We start from the raw sequence: 23,217 nt of genomic DNA, 5'->3' as shown, positions 1-23,217 counted from the left end.
GTAGCGCCTGCTCGGCCACTCGACCATCGCTTTGCAACTCAGGGCAGGGGGGTCGTGCAGTGCGCAATCCGATCAGGCGGGGCTCGGTTCGTTCGTGGCACTTTGCCTGGTTGGGCAGCTTCAAATGTTAGTCGTTATCATTTATATTCGCGCACTTTCCGACATCCAGCGCGCACGAACCCTTGCCTCACGCTCCGGCCAAACCGTCCCTGATTTCGACCCTAGCCCGGCATTATGACGAGCTGGTCGACTCTGTCCGCCGCCGTTTCGGCGACCGTCAGGCCGCGCATGAGGTGGTGCACGATGTCTGCGTGCAACTGCTGGAGTCGCCCGAGAAAGAGGCGGTGCGCGTACCCTTGGCGCTGCTGCGCAAGATCACCCATGATCGCGCCATCAGCCACTACCGCAGCGAGCGCCGCCGTCAGGCCTGGGTCGACGACCAGGCGGACCTGGCCGAGGTGCTCTGCAGTGCCCCGGGCGTGGAGCGTCAGCATGCCGCCGCTGACGAGCTGGAGCGCTTGAGCGCGGCCATTGCCGAACTGCCGCCGCGCTGTCAGCAGGTATTCGTCATGCACAAGATTCACGAGCTACCGCAGCAGGAGGTCGCCGAGCGACTGGGGATTTCGCTGAAGGCGGTGGAGAAGCACATCAAGGTCGGCGTGGCCAAGTGTCTGGCCCGCCTGGGCTACCAGAAGGCGCGCGCATGAACCCGCGGACCGACGAGCAGGATGCTACCGACGATGCGCTGGCGCGCCACCGCGAGGCGCTGAAGAAGCGTTTCCCGCTGCCGCCACCCGCCAGGAAGCCGCGCCAGCGTGTCGCCATGCTGGGCGTGCTGATCGGCGCGCTGGCGCTGGGGCTGCTCTGGCTCGATCCGGCCTATCGCAGCGAGCGCTACAGCAGCGCATCGGGCCAAGTCCGCAGCATCGCACTGGCCGATGGCAGTCGCCTCATGCTCGATGGCGCCAGCCAGGTCGACGTCAGTTGGCACCTGCGCAGCCGCCGTGTCGAGTTGCTGGCAGGGCAGGCATTGTTCGATGTTGCCCCGGCCACCTACCGGCCGTTCCGCACGCTGGCCGGTTCGGCTGAAATCACGGTGGTCGGTACCCGCTACAGCGTCAGCCGTGTTGCGGAGCAGGTGCGCGTGGCCGTCGAGGAGGGCCGGGTCGGTGTGCGCGGCCTGCACGATGAGCTGCTGCTCACGCCCGGCCAGCAGGTGCTGGTGCGCAACGGCCAGCTGGGCAGCCCGGAGCGGGTGGATGCCAGGGCGCTGAACGGCTGGGTCGACGGCCGCGTGGTGTTCGATCGCACACCGCTGGTCGAGGTGCTGGATACGCTCAGGCGCCAGCGCGACACACGGGTGCAGCTCGACGATCCGGACCTGGCGCAGCTGCCGGTGTCCGGCACCTTCGCCAGCGCCAACCTGGACGCTCTGCTGGTCTTGTTGCCGAAGATATTGCCAGTGCAGCTGCAGCGCGCTGCGGATGGCTCGCTGAGCCTGAGCCGGCGTGCAGCGGAAAAATAATTTCATCGCGAGGTAGGGGTTGCTCGCCGCTGTGGCGGCTATCTCCAGGAACGTCCTCTATTTTCCCGGAGCCCTACCAGTGAAAACCCCGACCCGGCGCCTTACCCTGTTGGCCAGCAGCCTGCTGCTGGGCCTGTCGTCGATGGCCCAGGCCGCCAGCGAAATCGATTTCGACCTGCCCGCCGCGCCCCTCGAACAGTCCCTCAACAGCCTGGCAGCCCAGTCCGACAGCCAGATCCTGTTCTCCAGCGATGTGACCCTCGGCAAGCGTTCGCCGGCCTTGCGCGGCCGCCTGAGCACCGGCGAGGCCCTGCGGCGCCTGCTCGATGACAGTGACCTGGATGTGCAGCAACAGGATGAACACACCTTCATCGTGGTGCCGCGCGCCGTGGCCGCCGAGCAGGCGAACGCCTCTGGCGCTGCCGTCGAGCTGGCTTCCATGGAGGTGACCGCATCCCGCACCGCCAGCGCGCTGGTGCCGCAGGTGCGTCAGGTCAACGTCATCGAGCGGGAGCAGCTGGAGACGCAGCGCATGGCCTCCGCCAGTCTGGCGACGATACTGGCCAAGAGCATCCCCGGCATGTCCGATTCCAGCCGCACCGTTACCGACTACGGGCAGACGCTGCGTGGCCGTACCATACTGGTGCTGGTCGATGGCGTGCCGCTGAACACCAACCGCGACTCCTCGCGGAACCTGGCCAACATCGACCCGGCGCTGATCGAGCGCGTCGAGGTCATCCATGGCAGCAGCGCGATCTATGGCGCTGGCGCCACGGGCGGCATCATCAACATCACCACCCGTCCGGCAGGCGGTGACATGCGCGCCGAAACCACGCTGACTGGCACGTCGTCGCTGACCCAGCTCGACCACGACGGCCTCGGTGGCCAGCTGCAGCATCACCTGTCCGGCTCCCAGGGCCCGTTCGACTACGCCCTCGACGTCGGCGCCCGGCATATCGGCAGCTCGTTCGATGCCGACGGTCGGCGCATTGCCCCGGAGCCCAGCCAGGGTGACCTGTTCGACTCCAACGCCTTCAACTTCGGCGGCAAGCTCGGCCTGCGCATCGACGAGAACCAGCGCATCCAGCTCGCCCTCAGCCACTACGATGCCCAGCAGGACAGCGACTACACCTCCGACCCGTCCGTGGCCCGCTTGCCCGCCGGCACGGTGCCGGCGCAGGCGCTCAGGGGCCTCAGCCTGGACGAGCAGAACCAGATCAAGAACAGCATGGCCAACCTGCAGTACGGCCATGACGACCTGCTGGGCAGCCGCATGGCGGCGCAGCTCTACTACCGTGACTATTTCACCCGCTTCACCCCGTTCGATGCCCGTGGCGTGGCGACCCGTGGTCGTTTCGTCGACCAGGTGATGCAGAACAGCGAGGTCATCGGCAGCCGCCTGACCCTGCGCACTGCGCTGGGCGACAGCACCGAGCTGGTCTGGGGCGGCGATCTCAACCACGAGCGCAGCGACATGCCGCTCGACATTTTCGACCCGGCCATCTACGACGCCAGCGGTGGCACCGACTTCGACAAGATCGGCAAGATGACCTACATGCCGGAGCTGACCACCTTCAGCACTGGCGCCTTTGCCCAGTTGCAGCACCGCTTCAACGAGCAGTGGTCGATCGACGGCGGCCTGCGCTACGAATACGCCACCGCCAGGTTCGACGACTTCACGCCGCTCTCCGAGATTCACAACGCCAGCCCGGCGCGCGTGGAAGGGGGCACGGTGCGTTACGACGACCTGCTCTACAACGTCGGCGTGGTGTTCTCGCCGGTTCTGGGCCAGGAAATCTACGCGGCCTTCAGCCAGGGCTTCCAGCTGCCGGACATCGGTGTGCAGGTGCGTAACGCCCGGCGCGGTTTCGACATCGACTCCTCCGACCTGGAGCCGGTGAAGACCGATAACTACGAACTGGGCTGGCGCGGTGACCTCGGCGAGCAGACGCTGGCCTCGCTGGCGCTGTTCTACACCACCTCGGACCTGGGTGACGTGCAGAGCTTCAACAACGGCCTGATCCTCAAGCGAACCAAGGAGCGCATCTACGGTATCGAGGGCAGTGCCGACTGGCTGAGCCTGGACGACGTCTGGGGCGTGGGCGCCACCTTCACCTGGATGAAGGGCCGCGAGAAGCCGGACAACGGCGACTGGCAGGACATGACGGGCTTCCGCATCCCGCCGCTGAAAGTCACGGCCTACCTGCAGTACCAACCTGACCAGGCCTGGAGCAACCGCCTGCAGGCCACCTATGTCGGCAGCGAGGACTATCGCCTGGACGGTGTCGCCAGTTTTGGCCGCCGCGAAGTGGACAGCTACGTCACCGTGGACCTGATCAGCGACTACCGCCTGAGCGAGAAGGACAAGGTCAGCCTGGGTATCGAGAACCTGTTCAACCGTGATTACTACCCGCTGTACAGCCAGCTGATGCGCAGCAGCAGCAATACCAGCCACCTGCCGGCATCCGGCACCACGCTGACCCTGGCCTACAGTCACCAGTGGTAGGCCCCGGGCGCACAGGGACGTGCGCCAGGCGCTCCGGTTCTCCGCGAGGTGCAGCGGGCTGCATCGGGTAGCTGCAGCCTTGGGGTCATGACGGTTACCTATACTGGAGCTTGCCTGCTGTCAGCCGGGGTTCGTTCCGGCAGCGAGGCAGCCAACCGGGAGCGATACAAGGATTGCCGGAAATGATTCCTGAAAGTCTCAACACGCAGTTCGAACAATCCGCCAATACCCTGCAAACGCTACTGCTCCAACCGGAGACCTATACGCAGATCGGCATCGTCCTGGCGATCTACGTCGGCGCGTGGCTGATTGCCAAACGCATTCAGAAACATACCGCGTCGCTGGGGGCGAGCAACCAACGGCTGCACGTCTTCATCAAGAAGCTGAGCGATCTGATCTTCCCGGTGACGGCGATCCTGATGCTGCGGGTATCGCTCGAGATCAGCGAGAACCTGCTCAGCCAGGGCTGGCTGGTGCAGGCCGCGCTGATCATTTCGGTGATCCTCATATTCCGCTCGGTCATCCGCAATTTCGTCACCCACAAGCTGCTTGCGACGATGCTCAGGTGGCTGGGAATTCCGCTGTTGTTCCTGCATATGGTCGGCCTGCTGGGCGGCCTGATCCAGATTCTCGAATCCATTTCGGTCAATCTCGGCAACATCGAGATATCGCTCTACGGCATCGCCCGCGTGGCCATCTTCGGCTCCATCCTGTTCTGGCTCGGACGCGTCAGCAGCCGGACGGGGCGCGACTTCATCGCTCACCAGGAAAACCTCGACGAACGCACCCGGGAAGTGGCGGCCAAGCTGTTCGAAGTGTCGATCTTCTTCCTGATCTTTCTCCTGCTGCTGCAGATCATGGGGATCAACCTCACCACGCTCGCGGTGTTCGGCGGGGCGCTGGGGGTCGGCCTGGGCTTCGGCCTGCAGGCGATTGCCTCCAATTTCATCTCCGGCATCATCATCCTGCTCGACCGCTCGGTATCGATTGGCGACTACGTCGAACTCGAGGATGGCCGCACGGGCATCGTGCGCGAACTGAACATGCGCTCGACCACGCTGGAAACCTACGACGGCAAGGACATCGTGGTGCCGAACGAGAAGTTCATCGCCGAGATCTTCACCAACTGGACGCACAAGGACAAAAGCCAGCGCTACCGCGTCGACTTCTCGGTCGCCTACGACTCCGACATCCGCAAGCTGATCGCCATCATCAAGGATGTGGTCGCCAGCCATCCGCAGGTGTTCAGCGGCGACGACGTACCCATCGAGGAACGCCCGGACTGCGAGATAGACAGCTTCGGCGACTCGGGAATCAACATGTTCGTCGAGTTCTGGATGGAGGGCGTCGACGACGGCCGCAATCGCGTCGGTGGGGACCTGCTGCTGATGATTCTGGAAGCACTGCAAGAGCACGGCTTCGAGATTCCCTTCCCGCAGCGAGAAGTGCGCATCCTGGACAGGAAGGCGTCCGCGCGAAAGGCGACGGACAGTCCGTGAGCTTCGGCAGCGATCGACATGCCGAGCAGGGCGAGCGGGTGGGCATCGCTCATCGACGAGACGGGATCGGCGCGTCGGGCTGGGCACGATGCGCACTGACGGATTGCCGTACCTGCTGACCAGCCTTGGGGCAGTCATCAGAGGCACCCAGACCTGTCTGGCCTGGGTGCCTTGTGACGGTGCCATGTTGGAGGCGCTATGTGCTGGCGCTTATCCCGTTTCGACTGCTGTCGTGGCGGCGTGGCGGTCGTCGACCTTGGGCGCATGGCGTCTGCGCATCAGGGCATAGGCGGCGGGCAGGACGAACAGTGACAGCAGTGGCGCGGTGACCATGCCGCCGACCATGGGCGCCGCGATGCGACTCATGATCTCGCTGCCGGTGCCGCTGCCCCAGAGGATCGGCAACAGGCCGGCAATGATCACGGCCACGGTCATCGCTTTCGGGCGTACGCGCTGCACGGCGCCGAAGCGGATGGCATCGAGCAGCGCCGATTCGCCGAAGTGCCCGGCCGTCTGCTTTTCCTGCCAGGCATTCTTCAGATAGAGCAGCATGATCACGCCGAACTCCGCGGCTACCCCGGCCAGAAGCAGGCGGTGGCTAGTAAATAAATATGTCCCCTTTCCCCGCACCGCTGTCCTTCAAGAGCACCACCTACTCGGCGTGTTCACGTTCACACTGTTGCTCAGTGGTCAGAGGCGCGAATATCACGGGGCGATCCTGCGCGAGGCCGCGATGCTGGCCGGCGCTGGGCAACTGACGATCGGGTGGACAAGCAGTACTTTGCACTGGATGAGGTCAACGAGGCATTTCGCCTGGTTGCGGACGGTAGTGGCAAAGGGAAGACGGTAATTTGGTTTGTGAGTGACTAGTCTCCCAAGCGTCAGATCAGCCTGGGCTACTTGCGGTATTGGAGCTGGGCTAGTTCCGGGAGGGGCACACGCCAATACCTGGTAGAGCCGCTGCGTTGGCTCTGTCCAGGCATTTACCAACGCAGGAGTTGATTAACTGGATGACTCGCCCAGTTCTTGTCGTAGAAACTCTACCAGTCCTCGCTGCAATCCAGTCAGAGCACCTTCGCGACTGATCAGCGCCAACTCGGTCGGCGCTAATTCAGGAAGATCCGTACACACGGTATGTTCTGGCAACACCGCCGAAGCGGGTAGCACCGAGACCCCCAGACCGGATGCCACCGCTGCTTGTATGCTGGTCAGACTATGGCTGCCAAACGCAACCCTCCATGGCCGCTGTGCCACATCTAACAAGCGGATCGCCCGTTGCCGATAGATGCAGCCCTGTGGGAATAACGCCAATGGCAGTACACCGTTGTGGAAGTTGCTCTCTACCCCCCTAACCCACACCAGCGGCTCCGGCCATGTCGCCCAACTAGGTCCGCTGTTTGGCTCACGTTTGACCAATGCGATGTCAATGACACCAGTCGCAAGGTTCTGCTTCAGATCTGTACTCATGCCACTGATGGTTTCCAGCCGCGCTTTGGGGCGGACCCGCTTGAAGCCGGCGAGGATACTCGTCATGCGTCGTGAGTCGAAGTCTTCCGGCACGCCAATGCGCAGAGTTTCCGGGTCGACATCGTTGGCAAGGGCCTCTAGCGCCTCCGAGGACATGGCCAGCATGCGCCGGGCGTACTGAATCAGCATTTCTCCGTGTTCGTTGACGCTGATGTTCTGCCCCGTCCGGTCGCGAAGCAACAATGTGTGACCGACCATTTTTTCCAGTTTTCGTACCTGCTGACTCACAGTCGATTGGGTGCGGTGCACGCGTTCGGCGGCTCGCGTGAAGCTGCCCTCATCAACCACGCACACGAAGGTCTTGAGCAATTCGAGGTCGAGCATGGCGAGTCCTTGATATTTGTTTTTCAACTGATATGCGAATAGTAATTTAATTTCCAGCTAACGGCATTCACTCGTAAGCTGAATTTCCCCATAGAGGAGAACAGCATGAAACTTGAAAACACCTCGCGTCCCGAATGGCTGACATTCGATTGCTACGGCACCTTGATTCAGTGGGACGAGGGCTTGCAGGCGGTCGCCGCGAAAATCCTCGGCACCAAGGGGCAGCACAGTGTCGATGCCAATCGCCTGATCGACGTGTACGACCGCCACGAACATCGCCTGGAACAGACGCCGCCGCACCGTTCGTTCCGTCAGTTGAGCACGCTGGGGTTGCAGCTTGCGTTGGAGGAATTGGGGTTGCCCAGTTCGGCCGAGGACAGCCAGCAGCTGGCTGGGGCGATTCCGCAGATGCCGCCGTTTCCTGAGGTGGTCGACACGCTCGCGCGCCTCAAGGCCATGGGATTCAAGCTGTGCATCGTGTCCAACACCGACGATGACATCATTGCCGGCAACGTCGCGCAGCTCGGTGGGCACATTGACCGGGTCATCACTGCCCAGCAGGCCGGTGCCTACAAGCCCGATCCGCGCCTGTTCGACTACGCTCACCAGCAGTTGGGCGTGCGCCGTGATGAAGTGGTGCACATCTGTGCCAGCCCGCACCTTGACCACGCCGCCGCGCGCGACATGCAGTTCCGCTGTGTGTGGATCGACCGAGGCACCGGTCGACAGTTGCTGCCTGACTATCGACCCGATGCGACGGTGAGCACCCTCGATCGAGTCGTGCCGCTGTTCAAATCCCTTGGCTGGTAACCCCTGGAGTCATCGTCATGGCGCACACCCTTGAAGGCGGTCTGCGTACCGCCCGCTACACCGACCTGGACCTTGAAGCGCCCGCCGTCGTCACCGCGCGCTCGGAATTGGCCGCGTGCTTTCAACTCGCAGCGCTGCACGGCTTGGAGGAAGGTATCTGCAATCACTTTTCCGCCATGGTGCCGGGACGCGATGATTTATTTTTCGTGAACCCGTACGGGTATGCGTTCGAGGAAGTTACCGTCGACAATCTGCTGGTCTGCGACTTCAATGGCAATGTTGTGGCCGGCGAAGGTCAGCCTGAAGCAACTGCGTTCTATATCCACGCGCGCCTTCACAAACAACTTCCAAGGGTGAAAGTGGCGTTTCATACGCACATGCCCCACGCCACTGCACTGTGCTTGCTGCAAGGGGCGCCATTGTTGTGGTTTGGGCAGACCGCGTTGAAATTCTACGGACGGACGGCGGTAGACGAGAACTACAACGGCCTGGCACTCGATGCGTCAGAGGGTGATCGGATTGCCAGCGTTATGGGGGATGCCGATGTGCTGTTCTTGAAGAACCATGGTGTGATTGTTGCGGGCCCGACTATTGCCGAGGCCTGGGACGATCTGTATTACCTGGAGCGCGCTGCCCAGGTGCAACTGCTGGCAATGTCGACCCATCGCGAGCTCAAACCAGTGCCTCATGAAATTGCACAACGCACTTACGAGCAGATGCGTCAGGGGGATGCCGAAAGTGCCAGAGCGCATTTGACTAGTGCAATGCGGCGACTGTCACATGGGCAATCGGCTCATATCAATAGATAGGCGTTCACCGGTCTCTAAGTGTTAGGGGTATTGCGCTGAAACTTATATGTGAATCGCTCCTGGTTCGTCGCGGGGTATTTCAATACGGGGGGCTGATCCACCGCAGTTCAGTCCGCTTCTGGCCGCGAGTTGGCAGTCGTCTGAGTCAGCTTGCGGCCGCAGTTGGCCTCCCGGCCAGACCTGGCAGCCGACTGTCTGCAAGCCCCAGCGCCCAGCCGCTAGGCGCGGCGGCGCAGGTGCAGCACCTGCGCCGTTACCCCGATGGCCAGCGCCAGCAGCAGGCCGAGCTGCGTGCCGATCAGCAGCGGTGAATGCAGGTCGGTCACCAGAGGGTGGCCGTCCGGCACGCGGCGCAGCACTTCGGATAGCGTCGGCAGCATCAGCAGGAAGGCGGTCACGCTGAGCAGGATGGTTTCCAGGTACACGGCGGCTCGTCCTGGCAGGCCGATGTGGCCGACCCCGTAGCCTGCCACCAGCAGGACGAGGGTGAGCGCCGCGATGATGTTGCTCACCGGCTGCCTGGCGATCAGAAAGACCGAGCCGGCGCCCAGCAGCATGAACACCAGGTACGCCATGCCGGGCACGGAGCGGGGCAGGATGCGGCCGTGACGGGCGAACATGTACGCAGCCAGTGGAATGGCCGGCAGGCTGCTCAGCGTATGTACCCAGCCAAGGGTGGAGATTCCGAACATTAGGTGCTTCCTCCGGTTGGAAGATCGGCAAAGCCTGTTGCTGTATGGTCGATGCCTGATCGCTTCAGGTCATGCGCCGTGCTGGGCTATGCTGGTGCGCCTACAGTAGTCAACGCAGCGCCATCCCGACATGACCGATTCACCGGAACACTTGACCATTCTTCCGGAAATGCAGCTGGAAGGCTTCGCCAGCGGAGACCTGCTGTCCCAGGTGCTCGCGCAGATACGCCTGACCGGCGACCGCGTGTATTCCGCCACGCTCGAGCCGGGCGAACGCCTGGCGCTGGAGTGCGGCAGTGCCCACGTATGCCTGCTGCAGACGGGGCAGGTGCAGATCCGCCGTGACGAGGAGGCGGCCATGCAGCTGGCGCCTGGCGATGTGTTCCTGCTGCCCCACGCGCTGGACGACCTGACGCTCACGGCCGCTGAGGGTCCTGCCACGCTCGCCATCTGCCGCTTCTGGTTCGATGCCGGCAGTTTCCGCGCCATGTTGTTCGCCCTGCCATGGCTGATTCATATCCGGCGGGCCGAGGCCGCAGCGTGGTCCGAGGGGCTGCTGCATTTCATGCTGCTGGAAGCCCGCGACGTGCAGCCCGGTGGGGCGCTGATGGTCTCGCGGCTGATCGACCTCACGGTCATCCGCGTGCTGCGCACCTGGGTCCAGCAGGGCGCCGCGTCGGGGTGGCTGGGCGGTCTGTCCGACGCCCGCATCGCACGTGCGCTCAAGGCCATTCATGAACAGCCCAGGCAGCAGTGGCGGATCGAGGCGCTGGCGAAGCTGGCCGGCATGTCGCGCTCCAGTTTCTGTGAGCGTTTCAGCGCACTGGTGGGGCGTGCGCCCTTGCGTTACCAGAACGAATGGCGACTGACGCTGGCCAGGACCCTCCTGGCCACCCAGGACAGCCGTATCGGCGACGTGGGTTTCGCGGTCGGCTACGAGTCAGAGGCGGCCTTCAGTCGTGCCTACAAGGCCTTCTTTGGCCGCTCGCCACGGCAGGATCATGGCGCCCGGGCGGCGGCGAACGGAGCAGACCAGCCAGGTGGCTGAGGCATCGTGTGGAGGGCGGGTATGACCAACTGCACCTGCACCAGGCGCGCTGAGGCCCGCCAGTCTTGGTGCCGGGCCTGCGCGTTCAGTCCGAGCCGTAGTTCATGATCGACAGCAGGCGGATCGGCACCTTCACCAGCTTCTCCGGGCCGTGCGGCACTTCGCCGTCGAAGGTCAGGCTGTCACCGGCCTGCATGGGGTAGAGCTGGTTGCCATGGCGGTAGACCAGTTCACCTTCCAGCAGGTGGAGGAACTCGGTGCCGGGGTGGGCGAAGGTCGGGAATTCCTCGCTGGCGTCGTCCATGCTCACCATGTAGGCCTCGAAGCTCTTCTTCGGCCCACGGGTGTGGTTGAGCAGGCGGTAGGTATGGCCCTTGTCGGTCCCTCTGCGTACCACTTCGAGGCCTTCGCCGGCCTTGACCAGCAGGGCGCTGCCACCTTGCTGGTCGTACTGGCTGAACAGCTTGGACATGGGCATGCCCAGTACGTCGCAAAGGCGGCTGAGGGTGTCGAGGCTGGTGGAGACCTGGGCATTCTCGATCTTGCTCAGCATGCCCTGGCTGATTCCGGCGATGCGCGCCACGTCGGCGATCTTCAGTTCCTGCGCCTGGCGCTGGCGGCGGATCTGCATGCCCAGGTATTGCTCGAGCTTGAGGCGGGGCGGATTTTCCGGAGTGGTCGTCATACAGGCTTATTTCTTCTATGAATAAAAAGTTCGCACCAGGAATGAGCGGGCTGCCTTGCTTCGGTGCGTTTTTCGCTCGTGACTTTCCTCCTATGAAAGCATTTTTCCTCGGCAGATAGAAGAAAGACGCGGGTTGCCGGGGCGCCTCGCGTGGGCATGACCAGTTGGCAAGCTGCTTGCATTTCTTTTGGGGAAATTAAAATTCCCCAGCGGAATAATGGCGACGCTACCGGAGGCCTTACCCATGTTGCCCAGCGAAACCCAGAAAATCATCGACCAGCATGGCATCAAGTATGTGCTGGCCCAGTTCGTCGATATTCACGGTGCGGCCAAGACCAAGTCGGTGCCGGTCTCGGGCCTCAAGGCGGTGGCCGAGGAGGGCGCCGGTTTCGCCGGCTTCGCCATCTGGGGCATGGGCATGGAGCCGCACGGCCCGGATTTCATGGCCCGCGGCGACCTCTCCACGCTGATGCCGGTGCCCTGGCAGCCGGGTTACGGCCGCGTGGTGTGCATCGGTCATGTCAACGGCCAGCCCTGGCCCTACGACACCCGCTACGTGCTGCAGCAGCAGGTGGCACGTCTGAGCGAGCGTGGCTGGACGCTGAATACCGGCCTGGAGCCGGAGTTCAGCCTGTTCCGCCGCGATGCCGACGGCAAGCTCTGCTCCGCCGACGCCAGCGACAAGCTGGAGAAGCCCTGCTACGACTACAAGGGGCTGTCGCGTTCGCGCGCCTTCCTCGAGAAGCTCACCGAGTCGCTGCAGCCGGTCGGCTTCGACATCTATCAGATCGACCACGAGGATGCCTGCGGCCAGTTCGAGATCAACTACACCTACAGCGATGCCATGGAGTCGGCGGACCGCTTCACCTTCTTCCGCATGGCCGCCGGTGAGATCGCCAACGACCTAGGCATGATCTGCTCGTTCATGCCCAAGCCGGACCCGCGCCGTGCCGGCAACGGCATGCACTTCCACCTGTCGATCGCCAGTGCCGGCAACAGCAACCTGTTCCACGACGCCTGCGACCCCAGCGGCATGGGCCTGTCGAAGATCGCCTATCACTTCCTGGCCGGCCTGCTCGCGCATGGCCCGGCGCTGTGCGCCTTCGCGGCGCCGACGGTGAATTCCTACAAGCGCCTGGTGGTGGGGCGTTCGCTCTCGGGGGCGACCTGGGCGCCGGCGTTCATTGCCTATGGCGACAACAACCGCTCGGCCATGTTGCGTATCCCCCATGGGCGCATCGAGTTCCGCCTGCCGGATGCGGGCTGCAATCCGTACCTGGTCACCGCCGCGATCATCGCCGCCGGCCTCGATGGCATCGACCGTCAACTGGAGCCGGGCACGGCCTGCAACGAGAACCTCTACAACCTGAGCCTGGAAGCGATTGCCGCACGGGGCATCAAGACCCTGCCGCAATCGCTCAAGGAGGCCTGCGATGCGCTGGAGGCCGACCCTTTGTTCCGCGAGGTGCTGGGCCCGCAGGTCGTCGACGAGTTCCTCAAGCTCAAGCGCATGGAATGGGTCGAGTACAGCCGCCACGTCTCCGACTGGGAGATCGAGCGCTACACCGAATTTTTCTGAAGCTGCAAGCCACGCGCTTCGAGCCGCACGCAAGAGCGGTTCGAGGTGTTGCACGACATCTGTATCAACTCGGTCAGTTAGCAGCTCGCAGCTTGCAACTCCCGAACGAAGTGAGGACTGCCTTTATGTGTGGAATCGTAGGTCTGTACCTGAAGAACCCGGCGCTGGAGCACCAGCTCGGCGCACTCTTCGAACCCATGCTGCTGGCCATGACCGACCGTGGGCCGGACAGCGCCGGCTTCGCCATCTACGGCGACGAGGTGAAGGCAGGCTGGATCAAGCTGACCCTGCAGAGCACCGAGGCGGGGTATGACTTCAAGGGGCTGATGGGCGAACTGGAAGGGCGCCTGGGCTGCTCGCTGGAGTGGTTCCAGAACGCCAGCGCCGCCGTGCTCAAGACCGATGCCGACGAAGCGGCGGTGCGTGCGGTGCTGGCCGAACTGGCGCCTGCCGTGCGGGTGATGAGCGTCGGCCAGAGCATCGAGATTCTCAAGGGCATGGGCTTGCCGAAGGACATCACCGAGCGTTTCTCGCTGGCGAAGATGAAGGGCAGCCACATCATCGGCCATACCCGCATGGCCACCGAGAGTGCGGTGACCATGGAGGGCAGCCATCCGTTCTCCACCGGGCAGGACCTGTGCCTGGTGCACAACGGTTCGCTGTCCAACCACTTCCGCCTGCGTCAGGAACTGCGCCGCCACGGCATCGAGTTCGAGACCGAGAACGACACCGAGGTGGCTGCCGGCTACCTGACCTGGCGCCTGCGCCAGGGCGACTCGCTGAAGGAAGCGCTCGACCATTCGCTGGTCGACCTCGACGGCTTCTTCACCTTCGCCATCGGCACGCGCGACGGCTTCGCGGTGATCCGCGACCCGATCGCCTGCAAGCCGGCGATCCTCGCCGAGACCGACGACTACGTGGCCATGGCTTCGGAATACCAGGCGCTGTCCAGCCTCCCGGGTATCGACAAGGCCAGGGTCTGGGAACCGGAGCCGGCCACCATGTACATCTGGGAACGCAGCGCCTGAGTCGTTCCTCGCCCGCTGCGCCCGCCGCCTGCTGCGGCAGAACCTCGCGACCCGCTTGCCGTGCCCCTGGTACCGGCTCGCGCCTCGCTGCGGTTCTCCCGCGTACCCGGCGCGCTGGCGACGGCCTGAACCCGACTCGCTACTTTTTGGGAGACAGCATCATGAAGACCATCGACCTTTCCAGCGCCTCGGTGCGCGACCTGAACCAGGCGCTGCACGAGCAGGCCAAGACCCTCACCGAGCGTGAATGGGTCGTCAGCAATCCCGGCGGCAAGCACAACCTGGCCGTGGGCCTGAACGAGTCGCTGAGCGTGGATATCGACGGCCACGCCGGCTACTACTGCGCCGGCATGAACCAGAAGGCCAGCGTCACCATCCATGGCAACGTCGGCGTCGGCGTGGCCGAGAACATGATGAGCGGCATGGTCCGCATCAAGGGCAGCGCCTCGCAGTCGGCGGGGGCCACCGCCCATGGCGGCCTGCTGGTGATCGAGGGCGATGCCGGCGCACGTTGCGGCATCTCGATGAAGGGCGTCGACATCGTGGTCGGCGGCAACATCGGCCACATGAGCTGCTTCATGGGCCAGGCCGGGCGGCTGGTGGTATGCGGCGATGCCGGCGACGCGCTGGGCGACTCGCTCTACGAGACGCGTATCTACGTCAAGGGCACGGTGAAGTCGCTGGGCTCGGACTGCATCGAGAAGGACATGCGCGCCGAGCACCTCGAGGAGCTCGCCGAGCTGCTCAACCGCGCCGGCTTCGATGAGGACCCGGCCAGCTTCAAGCGCTACGGCTCCGCCCGCCAGCTGTACAACTTCAAGGTCGACAACGCTTCGGCGTACTGATCGCGCACCCTGCCCGACGAGGAACTGCATATGAGCGAGAAAATCACCCCGGTGCTGCGCGAATCCGCCACCTTCGACCGCCTGTCCATCCAGGAAATCCAGCGTGCCGCGGAAACCGGCATCTACGACATTCGCGGCGGTGGCACCAAGCGCAAGCTGCCGCATTTCGACGACCTGCTGCTGCTCGGCGCGTCGATGTCGCGTTATCCGCTGGAGGGCTATCGCGAGAAGTGCGGCACCGACGTGGTACTCGGCAATCGCTTCGCCAAGAAGCCGATTCACCTGAAGATCCCGGTGACCATCGCCGGCATGAGCTTCGGTGCGCTGTCCGCGCAGGCCAAGGAGGCGCTGGGCCGTGGTGCCAGCATCGCCGGCACCAGCACCACCACCGGCGACGGCGGCATGACCCCGGAGGAGCGCGGCCAGTCGCAGCACCTGGTCTATCAGTACCTGCCGTCGCGCTACGGCATGAACCCCGATGACCTGCGCAAGGCCGACGCCATCGAGATCGTCCTCGGCCAGGGCGCCAAGCCGGGCGGCGGCGGCATGCTGCTGGGCATGAAGGTCACCGAGCGCGTCGCCGGCATGCGCACCCTGCCGATCGGTGTCGACCAGCGCAGTGCCTGCCGGCATCCGGACTGGACCGGCCCGGACGACCTGGCGATCAAGATCGCCGAGATCCGCGAGATCACCGACTGGGAGAAGCCCATCTACGTGAAGATCGGTGCCAGCCGCCCGTACTACGACGTCAAGCTGGCGGTGAAGGCCGGCGCCGATGTGATCGTCCTCGACGGCATGCAGGGCGGCACCGCCGCGACCCAGGAGGTGTTCATCGAGCATGTCGGCATCCCGATCCTGTCGGCCATTCCGCAAGCCGTGCAGGCGCTGCAGGAGATGGACATGCACCGCAAGGTGCAACTGATCGTCTCCGGCGGCATCCGTACCGGTGCCGACGTGGCCAAGGCCATGGCCATGGGCGCCGATGCGGTTGCCATCGGCACCGCTGCGCTGATCGCCCTGGGGGACAACCATCCGCGCCTTGACGAGGAACTCAAGGCCATCGATTCGGCGGCGGGCTTCTACGACGACTGGCAGAACGGCAAGGACCCGGCCGGCATCACCACCCAGGACCCGGAGCTGGCCAAGCGCCTCGACCCGGTCGCCGCCGGCCGGCGCCTGGCCAACTACCTGCGCGTGCTGGTGCTGGAGGCGCAGACCATGGCCCGTGCCTGCGGCAAGTCGCACCTGCACAACCTCGACCCCGAGGACCTGGTGGCCCTGACCGTGGAGGCCGCGGCCATGGCCCGCGTGCCGTTGGCCGGCACCAACTGGGTGCCAGGGCAACTGCAGTACTGAACCCGGAGCGTCCATCCGAAGGGCCGCAACGCCAGGCGTTGCGGCCCTTTTTTTGCGTGGCGCCAGCGCACTAGAGCCAGCGCCGCACCTGCTGGCGGTAGGCGGCGTAGTCGTCGCCGAACAGGCTGGCCAGCGCCCGTTCTTCCGGGCCGATCTGGAAGCGGTTCATGTACAGCACGAAGCCCGCCACGCCAACCAGGAGCAGTGGGGAAGCCAGCAGTACGACCCAGGCCAGCAGCGCGATGGCGAACCCCAGGTACATCGGGTTGCGGCTGTACTGGTAGATGCCACCGACGACCAGCGCCGAGGCCTGCCCCGGCCGCAGCGGGTTGACGGTGGTGCGGGCGTTGCCGAAGGAGCGTATGCCAAGCAGGCAGGTGGCCGCGCCGAGCAGCAGCACTGGCAGGGCGCCTGCCACCCGCCAGGAGGTAGCCAGGTCGATGCCGGGCAGGAGCGGGGCGGCCAGCCACATGAGCAGGGCGAACAGCAGGGCGATCAGCGGCGGCGGGATGCGTGCGTCCAGTAGGTGCATGGCGAGTCCTTGGCGGGGATGAGCTGGCGACTCTATGGCCTGTAGTCGCTACTGGGTCAAGCGCCAGTCGGGCAGGACGACCGAAGCCATCGAGGTGCACGGCGGCAGCCGGCCCGGGCGTTCTTCACCGATGAAGGCGATGCTTCAGAAAGTCTGCGGATGCGCCGTGCCGGCGCGCGCTGCTCCCCGCTTGTGCAGCGTTGCCAGGCGCTGCGGGGGCTTGTTCTGCCCGGGCCCCGATGCGCCGCAGGTTGTGGGGACATGGCATGGTCCATGCTTTCCTGTTGAGAACAAAAAGTTCCCACTGGGAATTTAACCGAGGCGCTTCGACCCCCGTCTTGCTGTCACCCAGGAGGACTTTCGATGACCAGTTCCAGCGCTGAACCGCTGTTCAGCACCCCGCGCTACGCCGCGACCGCCACGCCGACGCCGGCCAGTCAGCGTCTGCTGGTGGCTCAGGATGCCAGCCGCGCCGGCGGCCTGCTCGATCAACCGGGGCCGATGCGGCTGCTCACCCTGCATGGCGAACTCGCCGCTGCCGAGCAGCAGGAGTGCCTGCCAAGCACCGAGGCGCTGTTCCTGCGCCTGCAGATGCTGCTGGAGCAGGCTCCGGCAGGAACGCGCCTGCAGGTGCTCGGTGACGAGGCCTTTCTCTGGCATGTCTGTCGCCTGGCCCGGCATGCCGGCCTGCTGGCCGACGAGATCGAACTGTTCAAGCTGGGTGAGCGGCGACGCCTGTACTGCGTGCATTGCAGCGAGATGCAGGATATCGGCAGCGAAACCGAGTGCAGCTGCAGGCACTGCGGGGTGAAGTTGTTCGTGCGCGAGCATTTCTCCCAGCGCCTGGGGGCCTACATGGGGGTGTGCCTCGATCCGGATCGGCCCTACGAGCAGGCGCAAGCCGGGGAGCGGCAGGCATGAGCGCGATGCTGGAGGTACAGGTCACCGCGGTGCGCCAGCTGACGCCGGTGGTGCGCGAATTCACCTTCGCCGCGCTCGACGGCAGCCTGCCGGGCTTTTCCTGCGGCAGCCATGTGCAGGTCGTGTTGCCGATCGAGGGGCGCACGTTGCGCAACGCCTATTCGCTGCTGAGCGACCCGCGCGACCGGGGCACCTACCGCATCGCGGTGCGCCTGCAGGATGACTCGCGCGGCGGCTCTCGCTACCTGCATGAGCGGGTCCGGGTCGGTGACCGCCTGCAGATCGGCGTGCCGAGCAACCTGTTCGCGCTGCATTCGCAGGCACGTCACCACATTCTGGTGGCCGGTGGCATCGGCATCACCCCGTTCATGGCCTACCTCAGCGAGCTCCAGGCCCAGGGCGCCTCATTCGAGCTGCACTACGCCTATCGCAGCGGCCTGACCGATGCCTATGCCAATGAGCTGCGCGAGCGTCTGGGCGAGCGCTTCCGCGGTTACGACGCGGCCGCCGGCGAGCGCCTGCACTGCGCCGAGTTGTTCAGCGGCAAGCCGCTCGGCAGCCATCTCTATGTCTGCGGCCCGCAGCGCCTGCTCGATGAGCTCAAGACGCTGGCCGAATGTCACGGCTGGTCCGCCGGACGCCTGCACTGGGAAGCCTTCGCCGCGCCCGAGCCGGGCGAGCCGTTCACCGTCGAGCTGGCGCGCAGCGGCCAGCGCCTGCAGGTAGCGGGTGACCACAGCCTGCTCGAGGCGCTGGAGGCCGCCGGTGTCGAGGTGCCCAACCTCTGCCGTGGCGGCGTTTGCGGGCAGTGCACCACGCGCTACCTGAGCGGGGCGGTGGAGCATCGCGATCACTACCTGGATGAGCAGCAGCGCGGCGCAGCGCTGATGCCCTGTGTTTCCCGTGGTGGCTGCTCCGGCACGCTGCTGCTCGACCTCTGAGGAATCCGCCATGCCCGTCGTGCTCAAACCCCTGGAAACCTACCGGGACGATTTCACCTTCAGCAACAGCCCCGAGGCCATTGCCCGCTTTCCCTTTCCGTTCCCCGAGGACAGCTACATGTATTCGGTGAACATCGAGCCGGCCACGCCGCGCGAGCCGGGCTCGGTGTTCGAGCACTGGTTCGACATCGACGAGCACTACGTCTCGGAGATGGCCGAGCGCGCCTGCGTCCTGGAGAAGGACCCGGAGCGCTGCCTGGTGATGCCGCACATGGCGCAGGCCGCCTGGGACAGCCTGGAGATGCTGATGGAGCATCTGGCTGCCGATTATCCGGAGCACTTCGCCCTGCAGCGCGATGGCGACCAGTGGCTGTGGATCAACCGCCCGCTGGGCATCGAACAGCGCTTCACCTTCGGCGATGCCAGCACGCTGCCGTTCGAGCCGCTGGAGTACATCACCCGCCAGGCGCAGGGCGATTTCGCCGTGCTCGACCAGCGTGACGGCGACCTGTTCATGGACGCCGGCATGGTCACCTGCCCGGCGGACTGGTCGATCAAGTTCGACGCCGGCATGAGCTTCAAGCAGTGGCACGCGCCGGTGCCCGGTGTGGCGCATCAGCTCGGGGTATTCGAGCGGGCGCTGAAGTACCTGCTGAACATCCAGGTCGACCAGCCGGTGCGCCGTCTGAACTGGACCATGACCATCAACCCGCGCATGGACACTTCCTCGGAGACCTTCCACGAGTGGGGGCACGAGCGCGGCCTGGTGACGGCGGAGAACGTCGCGCGCCTGGTGCACCTGCGCGTGGAGCTGCAGTTCATGCCGCGCCTGCCGCGCAGCAATGCGCTGCTGTTCGGCATTCGCACCTACCTGATCAGCCTGGAACAACTGGCCAGCAACCCGGCCTGGGCCTGCCGCCTGCACCGCGTGCTGCGCGACCTGCCGGACGAGATCGCCGACTACAAGGGCCTGACCCGCTATCGGCAGACGGTGGTCGACTGGCTGCGCCAGTTCGATCCGCAGGCCCAGGCCGCCTGATTCCATCCCCTGCGTGCGCAGGCCCAACGACGAACAACAGGAGAAACAGACATGGCCAATTCCTGGCGCATTTCCGCCCTTGCCGAGCGTCACCGCGCACTGGGCTCGCAACTCGAAGACTGGAGCGGCATGGGCACGGCCTGGACCTACGCCAGTGACCTGGCCGACGAGCACGAGGCGATCCGCACCCGTGCCGGGCTGATGGACGTGTCCGGGCTGAAGAAGGTGCACTACGTCGGCCCGCATGCCGAAAGCCTGCTGGAGTACGCCACCAGCCGCGACATTTCCAAGGTCTATCCGGGCAAGAGCGTCTACGCCACGATGCTCAACGAGGCCGGCAAGTTCGTCGATGACTGCGTGATCTACCGCACCGGCCCCAACGCCTTCATGGTGGTGCACGGCTCCGGCAACGGCCACGAGATGCTGCTGCGCTCGGCCCAGGGCCGGCAGGTGGCGGTGCTGTTCGACGACGACCTGCATGACCTCTCGCTGCAGGGGCCGCTGGCCGTGGACTTCCTCGCCGAGCAGGTGCCGGGCATTCGCGAGCTGCCTTACTTCCATCACCTGCAGACCCGGCTGTTCGACCGCCCGGTGATGATCTCGCGCACCGGCTACACCGGCGAGCGCGGCTACGAGATCTTCTGCAAGGCCGCCGATGCGCCGCTGATCTGGGACAGCATCCTGGACAAGGGCAGGGACCTGGGCATCATCCCCTGTGCCTTCACCGCGCTGGACTGGCTGCGGGTGGAGAGCTACCTGCTGTTCTTCCCCTACGACAACTCGGAGATGTATCCCTTCGCCGACCAGCCGGCCGGCGACACCCTGTGGGAGCTGGGGCTGGACTTCACCGTGTCGCCGACCAAAGGGGATTTCCGTGGCGCCAGCGAGCATCGGCGCCTGCAGGGCAAGGAGCGCTTCCGGATCTTCGGTGTGCTGCTCGACGGCGACAAGGCGGCCGAGGCCGGCGACACGCTGTGGGCCGGGGGCAAGCAGGTCGGGGTGATCACCTGCGCCATGTATTCGCGGCTGTCCGGCAAGTCCATGGCCATCGCCCGCATGGAGGTGCCATATGCCGAGCAGGGCGCGGCGTTGGAGGTCAAGGGCAGCCTGGCGGTGAAGGCCATCGCCCACAGCCTGCCGTTCGACGACCCGGAAAAGAAGAAACGCACGGCCAAGGGGTGAGGCCGCTCCCGCGACGGGGAGCCGTCGCGGGCACTGCAGTCCAGGGGCAAGGGAGCAGGGCCGCAGGGAGGTGGCCCGACCTGCTCGCACAAGGAGCGCATCATGGCCTGGTTGAATGGCTGGGGATTTCTGCTGCTGGCGGGGCTGTGCGAGGTGTTCTACGCCTCGATCATCCCGCGCACCGATGGTTTCACACGGTTATGGCCGAGCCTGTATTGCGGCTTCTTCCTGCTGCTCAGCATCTACCTGCTGAGCCTGTCCGTGCGCGTGCTGCCACTCGGCCTGGCGTATGCGGTGTGGGTCGGTATCGGCACCCTGGGCACGGTGGCCTATGGCGCGATGTTCCTCGGTGAAAGCCTCAACCTGTTGCGCAGCCTGTGCCTGCTGATGATCATCGCCGGCATCGTCGGGCTGAAGCTGTTCACCCCCGCACCACTGGCCTGAGTACATGGCTGAGCGGATGCGTGGCCCAGCATGCCGCACTCTTGGGCGTCAGAGCTGAAAGCGTGCGATGTTCTCGCGCAGCGCCTCGCTGGTGCGGGCCAGGCTTTCGCTTTCCTGCTGCGCATGCTGGAAGGCAGAGGCAGATTGCTCCGTGCTGTCACGTACCGAGACGATACTACGGCTTATTTCCTCAGCGACGGCTGTCTGCTGTTCTGCCGCCGTGGCAATCTGCTGATTCATGCCATTGATGCGCTCGATCATGGCGACGATTCGGGCGACCGCCTGACCTGCCTCGGATACGCCGGAAACCGACTGTGTACTCGAGCCCCGGCAGCGTTCCATGTAGTGGGCAGTCTCATCGGCGATCTTCTGCAGGCTTACGATGAGACCCTCGATTTCGGTGGTGGCTTCCTGTGTGCGCCGTGCCAGGCTGCGCACCTCGTCCGCGACGACGGCGAAACCACGGCCGGCATCGCCTGCACGTGCGGCTTCGATCGCGGCGTTGAGTGCCAGCAGGTTGGTCTGGTCTGCCACTGATTTGATCACGTCGAGCACTCCGCCGATGTTGCTGCTCTCGGTTTTCAGGCGTCCCATGGCCTCGCTGGAGTTGTTGATGACCTGCGCCAGCTCGCCAATCAGGTTCACGGCTTGCCCAGCCTTCTGTTGACTTTGCACGGCCGCTTCATCCGCTTCGCTGGCGGCCTGTGCCGCAGATTCGGCGCTACGCGCCACGTCCTGAACAGTGGTGGCCATTTCGTGTATGGCCGTGACGATCTGTTCCACTTCGCGCTGAGCCTGTGCCACGCCTTCTGCATTGCGCAGGCTCGATTCACTCAGTTCCTGGCTGGAATGGGCGACGGTGCGTGATGAGTTGTCGATGCCTTGCGTGACCAGGCGCAGGTTCTGCTGCATGCGCTGCAATGCACTGAGTACGCTGTTCTCGGCGCTGTCGACTGCTGCTTCCATCACACGCAGATCGCCTTCGGCAACCCGTTGGGCGATACGGTTGAGGTCACTTGGTTCAGCACCCAGGGAGCGCAGAAGATGGCGGCTTATCAGGTGGCCGAGAATGGCCGCGACGAGGAAGCTGGCTATGGTAATGGCGATGAGCGTGTTGCGTTGGCTCAGGTAGTGAGCCTCATTGGCCGCCACACGCTGCTTGGCCATCTCGTTGGTATGCTCAAGGTATCCCGCGATCAGTTGGGTCAACTCTTCGAGAAGCGGGGTGCATTGCTCTTTGACCAGATGTTTGGCTTCGGTGTCTTCGCCATTGAACAGGTGTTCTGCGATGGTGAAGGCAACTTTGCTGTAGCGCCCTTCAACTTCTTCGATGCGCATGAGCAGGTCATGCCCGGCGGCAGAGGCGTCTGCGTGTGTGGTGATTGCCTGGCGCAATGCAGCGAAACTGTCGTCTACGGCCTTTTCATGCTCGGCGATGAAGGCCCTTCGTTGTTCGCGCTCCGAAGGCTCGAAATTGAGGGCCAGGTTTCTCAGCGCAATAGCCCGCTCCTTGACCGAATCGCTGACCTTGCTGGCGAGTCTTGCGCGCGTCTCCACGCCGTTGACGTAAGCGGAGAAATCCTGTTCTGCCGAGGCAAGGTTATACAGCGAAACACCGGCAATCAGCAGCATCAGCGCCAGGAGGCAGGCATAGCTGGCATAAAGCAGGGTGCGAATGGAATAACCAGCGGCAAGGAATGACATAAGGCACCTGCTGTTAGGGGTTAGACCTACGAGCAGACCGAGCAGACGAACCGTGCGACAGCAGGGGCCAAGGTCTGCCTCAATGCATCCTGCGTTCGATCACTTGTCCTGCGGGATATTCTCTGGAGGCCTGAGAGTTGAGCAACCCTTGCCTCAATCGGCCGCCGCTTTGAGCGAGTGTAGATCAGATGTCGAGCAGTTGCCGTGGCTCCCGGGGGCAG

Annotated in this window: 21 protein-coding genes and 1 pseudogene; 16 read left to right on the top strand and 6 right to left on the bottom strand. The window is 64.4% G+C overall.

Annotated features, from left to right (window positions below; translation table 11 throughout):
- Nucleotides 1-182 precede the first annotated feature (182 nt).
- The 4 genes from FIV02_RS13595 (at nucleotide 183) to FIV02_RS13580 (ending at nucleotide 5,530) form a co-directional block, all read left to right on the top strand.
- Complete coding sequence (locus FIV02_RS13595; RefSeq protein WP_150605578.1) at nucleotides 183-707, top strand: RNA polymerase sigma factor; 525 nt, start codon at nucleotides 183-185, stop codon at nucleotides 705-707.
- On the top strand, nucleotides 704-1,525 hold the full coding sequence (locus tag FIV02_RS13590) for a FecR family protein (protein ID WP_152488907.1): 822 nt from the start codon (nucleotides 704-706) through the stop codon (nucleotides 1,523-1,525). Before FIV02_RS13595 ends, FIV02_RS13590 begins: the two co-directional genes overlap by 4 nt.
- 79 nt (nucleotides 1,526-1,604) lie before the next feature.
- A complete protein-coding gene (locus tag FIV02_RS13585; protein WP_152488906.1) occupies nucleotides 1,605-4,031 on the top strand; it encodes a TonB-dependent receptor in 2,427 nt (808 codons plus the stop codon).
- 182 nt (nucleotides 4,032-4,213) lie between these two features.
- The gene (locus FIV02_RS13580; protein WP_152488905.1) at nucleotides 4,214-5,530 is read left to right on the top strand and encodes a mechanosensitive ion channel family protein; all 1,317 of its coding nucleotides are present in this window, start codon (nucleotides 4,214-4,216) and stop codon (nucleotides 5,528-5,530) included.
- Between the two features lie 210 nt (nucleotides 5,531-5,740).
- On the opposite strand, the pseudogene FIV02_RS13575 reads toward FIV02_RS13580, so the two are convergent.
- Nucleotides 5,741-6,121: pseudogene (locus FIV02_RS13575) on the bottom strand (efflux RND transporter permease subunit); the annotation flags it as partial.
- A 411-nt stretch (nucleotides 6,122-6,532) separates the two neighbouring features.
- Nucleotides 6,533-7,381, bottom strand: coding sequence for a LysR family transcriptional regulator (locus FIV02_RS13565; protein WP_152488904.1), 849 nt, complete (start codon nucleotides 7,379-7,381; stop codon nucleotides 6,533-6,535).
- Between the two features lie 105 nt (nucleotides 7,382-7,486).
- Here FIV02_RS13565 and FIV02_RS13560 point away from each other — a divergent pair, with 105 nt between their 5' ends.
- Both FIV02_RS13560 and FIV02_RS13555 read left to right on the top strand, forming a co-directional pair.
- Nucleotides 7,487-8,191, top strand: coding sequence for a haloacid dehalogenase type II (locus tag FIV02_RS13560; protein ID WP_152488903.1), 705 nt, complete (start codon nucleotides 7,487-7,489; stop codon nucleotides 8,189-8,191).
- Nucleotides 8,192-8,208: 17 nt separating this feature from the next.
- Entirely contained in the window at nucleotides 8,209-9,000 is a 792-nt protein-coding gene (locus FIV02_RS13555; RefSeq protein ID WP_152488902.1) for an aldolase, read from the top strand.
- Between the two features lie 218 nt (nucleotides 9,001-9,218).
- On the opposite strand, the gene FIV02_RS13550 is transcribed toward FIV02_RS13555, so the two are convergent.
- Nucleotides 9,219-9,692 (bottom strand): hypothetical protein, encoded by a 474-nt coding sequence (locus FIV02_RS13550; protein WP_152488901.1) that lies wholly within the window; start codon nucleotides 9,690-9,692, stop codon nucleotides 9,219-9,221.
- 130 nt (nucleotides 9,693-9,822) lie between these two features.
- Here FIV02_RS13550 and FIV02_RS13545 point away from each other — a divergent pair, with 130 nt between their 5' ends.
- Nucleotides 9,823-10,740, top strand: a complete 918-nt coding sequence (locus FIV02_RS13545; protein ID WP_152488900.1) for an AraC family transcriptional regulator — start codon at nucleotides 9,823-9,825, stop codon at nucleotides 10,738-10,740.
- Nucleotides 10,741-10,825: 85 nt separating this feature from the next.
- Here FIV02_RS13545 and FIV02_RS13540 read toward each other — a convergent pair whose 3' ends face one another.
- Entirely contained in the window at nucleotides 10,826-11,425 is a 600-nt protein-coding gene (locus FIV02_RS13540; RefSeq protein ID WP_047589449.1) for a helix-turn-helix domain-containing protein, read from the bottom strand.
- A 244-nt stretch (nucleotides 11,426-11,669) separates the two neighbouring features.
- Here FIV02_RS13540 and glnT point away from each other — a divergent pair, with 244 nt between their 5' ends.
- The 4 genes from glnT (at nucleotide 11,670) to FIV02_RS13520 (ending at nucleotide 16,233) form a co-directional block, all read left to right on the top strand.
- Nucleotides 11,670-13,004 carry a type III glutamate--ammonia ligase gene (gene glnT, locus FIV02_RS13535; protein ID WP_152488899.1) on the top strand — a complete coding sequence of 445 codons (1,335 nt, stop codon included), beginning with the start codon at nucleotides 11,670-11,672 and terminating at the stop codon, nucleotides 13,002-13,004.
- 125 nt (nucleotides 13,005-13,129) lie between these two features.
- Nucleotides 13,130-14,032 carry a glutamine amidotransferase family protein gene (locus tag FIV02_RS13530; RefSeq protein ID WP_152488898.1) on the top strand — a complete coding sequence of 301 codons (903 nt, stop codon included), beginning with the start codon at nucleotides 13,130-13,132 and terminating at the stop codon, nucleotides 14,030-14,032.
- 161 nt (nucleotides 14,033-14,193) lie between these two features.
- The gene (locus FIV02_RS13525) at nucleotides 14,194-14,877 is read left to right on the top strand and encodes a protein glxC (protein WP_037048195.1); all 684 of its coding nucleotides are present in this window, start codon (nucleotides 14,194-14,196) and stop codon (nucleotides 14,875-14,877) included.
- A 30-nt stretch (nucleotides 14,878-14,907) separates the two neighbouring features.
- A complete protein-coding gene (locus tag FIV02_RS13520; RefSeq protein ID WP_037048194.1) occupies nucleotides 14,908-16,233 on the top strand; it encodes an FMN-binding glutamate synthase family protein in 1,326 nt (441 codons plus the stop codon).
- A 70-nt stretch (nucleotides 16,234-16,303) separates the two neighbouring features.
- Here FIV02_RS13520 and FIV02_RS13515 read toward each other — a convergent pair whose 3' ends face one another.
- Nucleotides 16,304-16,765: an isoprenylcysteine carboxylmethyltransferase family protein gene (locus tag FIV02_RS13515; protein WP_152488897.1), complete on the bottom strand. Its 462-nt coding sequence runs from the start codon at nucleotides 16,763-16,765 to the stop codon at nucleotides 16,304-16,306.
- A 363-nt stretch (nucleotides 16,766-17,128) separates the two neighbouring features.
- Here FIV02_RS13515 and FIV02_RS13510 point away from each other — a divergent pair, with 363 nt between their 5' ends.
- The 5 genes from FIV02_RS13510 (at nucleotide 17,129) to FIV02_RS13490 (ending at nucleotide 21,292) form a co-directional block, all read left to right on the top strand.
- Nucleotides 17,129-17,686, top strand: a complete 558-nt coding sequence (locus FIV02_RS13510; RefSeq protein ID WP_152488896.1) for a dimethylamine monooxygenase subunit DmmA family protein — start codon at nucleotides 17,129-17,131, stop codon at nucleotides 17,684-17,686.
- Nucleotides 17,683-18,627, top strand: coding sequence for a PDR/VanB family oxidoreductase (locus FIV02_RS13505; protein ID WP_152488895.1), 945 nt, complete (start codon nucleotides 17,683-17,685; stop codon nucleotides 18,625-18,627). Before FIV02_RS13510 ends, FIV02_RS13505 begins: the two co-directional genes overlap by 4 nt.
- A 10-nt stretch (nucleotides 18,628-18,637) precedes the next feature.
- Nucleotides 18,638-19,666 carry a DUF3445 domain-containing protein gene (locus FIV02_RS13500; RefSeq protein ID WP_152488894.1) on the top strand — a complete coding sequence of 343 codons (1,029 nt, stop codon included), beginning with the start codon at nucleotides 18,638-18,640 and terminating at the stop codon, nucleotides 19,664-19,666.
- Nucleotides 19,667-19,717: 51 nt separating this feature from the next.
- On the top strand, nucleotides 19,718-20,848 hold the full coding sequence (locus FIV02_RS13495) for an aminomethyltransferase family protein (RefSeq protein ID WP_037048188.1): 1,131 nt from the start codon (nucleotides 19,718-19,720) through the stop codon (nucleotides 20,846-20,848).
- Nucleotides 20,849-20,950: 102 nt separating this feature from the next.
- The gene (locus FIV02_RS13490; protein ID WP_047589437.1) at nucleotides 20,951-21,292 is read left to right on the top strand and encodes a multidrug efflux SMR transporter; all 342 of its coding nucleotides are present in this window, start codon (nucleotides 20,951-20,953) and stop codon (nucleotides 21,290-21,292) included.
- A gap of 48 nt (nucleotides 21,293-21,340) precedes the next feature.
- Here FIV02_RS13490 and FIV02_RS13485 read toward each other — a convergent pair whose 3' ends face one another.
- Nucleotides 21,341-22,996, bottom strand: coding sequence for a methyl-accepting chemotaxis protein (locus FIV02_RS13485; RefSeq protein ID WP_152488893.1), 1,656 nt, complete (start codon nucleotides 22,994-22,996; stop codon nucleotides 21,341-21,343).
- Nucleotides 22,997-23,217 lie beyond the last annotated feature (221 nt).

Origin of the sequence: Pseudomonas sp. THAF187a (assembly GCF_009363395.1) — a bacterium.
Taxonomy (GTDB): Bacteria; Pseudomonadota; Gammaproteobacteria; order Pseudomonadales; family Pseudomonadaceae; genus Aquipseudomonas; species Aquipseudomonas khazarica.
Note: the sequence above shows the minus strand (reverse complement) of the source record. Positions and strands in the feature narration are given on the sequence as shown.

Excerpts from the sequence above, each read along its gene's own strand:
- FIV02_RS13545 (WP_152488900.1), top strand. The coding sequence starts at position 9,823 with ATGACCGATTCACCGGAACACTTGACCATTCTTCCGGAAATGCAGCTG.
- FIV02_RS13525 (WP_037048195.1), top strand. The coding sequence starts at position 14,194 with ATGAAGACCATCGACCTTTCCAGCGCCTCGGTGCGCGACCTGAACCAG.
- FIV02_RS13555 (WP_152488902.1), top strand. The coding sequence starts at position 8,209 with ATGGCGCACACCCTTGAAGGCGGTCTGCGTACCGCCCGCTACACCGAC.
- FIV02_RS13520 (WP_037048194.1), top strand. The coding sequence starts at position 14,908 with ATGAGCGAGAAAATCACCCCGGTGCTGCGCGAATCCGCCACCTTCGAC.
- FIV02_RS13490 (WP_047589437.1), top strand. The coding sequence starts at position 20,951 with ATGGCCTGGTTGAATGGCTGGGGATTTCTGCTGCTGGCGGGGCTGTGC.
- FIV02_RS13550 (WP_152488901.1), bottom strand. The coding sequence starts at position 9,692 with ATGTTCGGAATCTCCACCCTTGGCTGGGTACATACGCTGAGCAGCCTG.
- FIV02_RS13560 (WP_152488903.1), top strand. The coding sequence starts at position 7,487 with ATGAAACTTGAAAACACCTCGCGTCCCGAATGGCTGACATTCGATTGC.
- FIV02_RS13510 (WP_152488896.1), top strand. The coding sequence starts at position 17,129 with ATGACCAGTTCCAGCGCTGAACCGCTGTTCAGCACCCCGCGCTACGCC.
- glnT (WP_152488899.1), top strand. The coding sequence starts at position 11,670 with ATGTTGCCCAGCGAAACCCAGAAAATCATCGACCAGCATGGCATCAAG.
- FIV02_RS13485 (WP_152488893.1), bottom strand. The coding sequence starts at position 22,996 with ATGTCATTCCTTGCCGCTGGTTATTCCATTCGCACCCTGCTTTATGCC.
- FIV02_RS13495 (WP_037048188.1), top strand. The coding sequence starts at position 19,718 with ATGGCCAATTCCTGGCGCATTTCCGCCCTTGCCGAGCGTCACCGCGCA.
- FIV02_RS13540 (WP_047589449.1), bottom strand. The coding sequence starts at position 11,425 with ATGACGACCACTCCGGAAAATCCGCCCCGCCTCAAGCTCGAGCAATAC.
- FIV02_RS13505 (WP_152488895.1), top strand. The coding sequence starts at position 17,683 with ATGAGCGCGATGCTGGAGGTACAGGTCACCGCGGTGCGCCAGCTGACG.
- FIV02_RS13515 (WP_152488897.1), bottom strand. The coding sequence starts at position 16,765 with ATGCACCTACTGGACGCACGCATCCCGCCGCCGCTGATCGCCCTGCTG.
- FIV02_RS13565 (WP_152488904.1), bottom strand. The coding sequence starts at position 7,381 with ATGCTCGACCTCGAATTGCTCAAGACCTTCGTGTGCGTGGTTGATGAG.
- FIV02_RS13530 (WP_152488898.1), top strand. The coding sequence starts at position 13,130 with ATGTGTGGAATCGTAGGTCTGTACCTGAAGAACCCGGCGCTGGAGCAC.
- FIV02_RS13500 (WP_152488894.1), top strand. The coding sequence starts at position 18,638 with ATGCCCGTCGTGCTCAAACCCCTGGAAACCTACCGGGACGATTTCACC.
- FIV02_RS13580 (WP_152488905.1), top strand. The coding sequence starts at position 4,214 with ATGATTCCTGAAAGTCTCAACACGCAGTTCGAACAATCCGCCAATACC.
- FIV02_RS13590 (WP_152488907.1), top strand. The coding sequence starts at position 704 with ATGAACCCGCGGACCGACGAGCAGGATGCTACCGACGATGCGCTGGCG.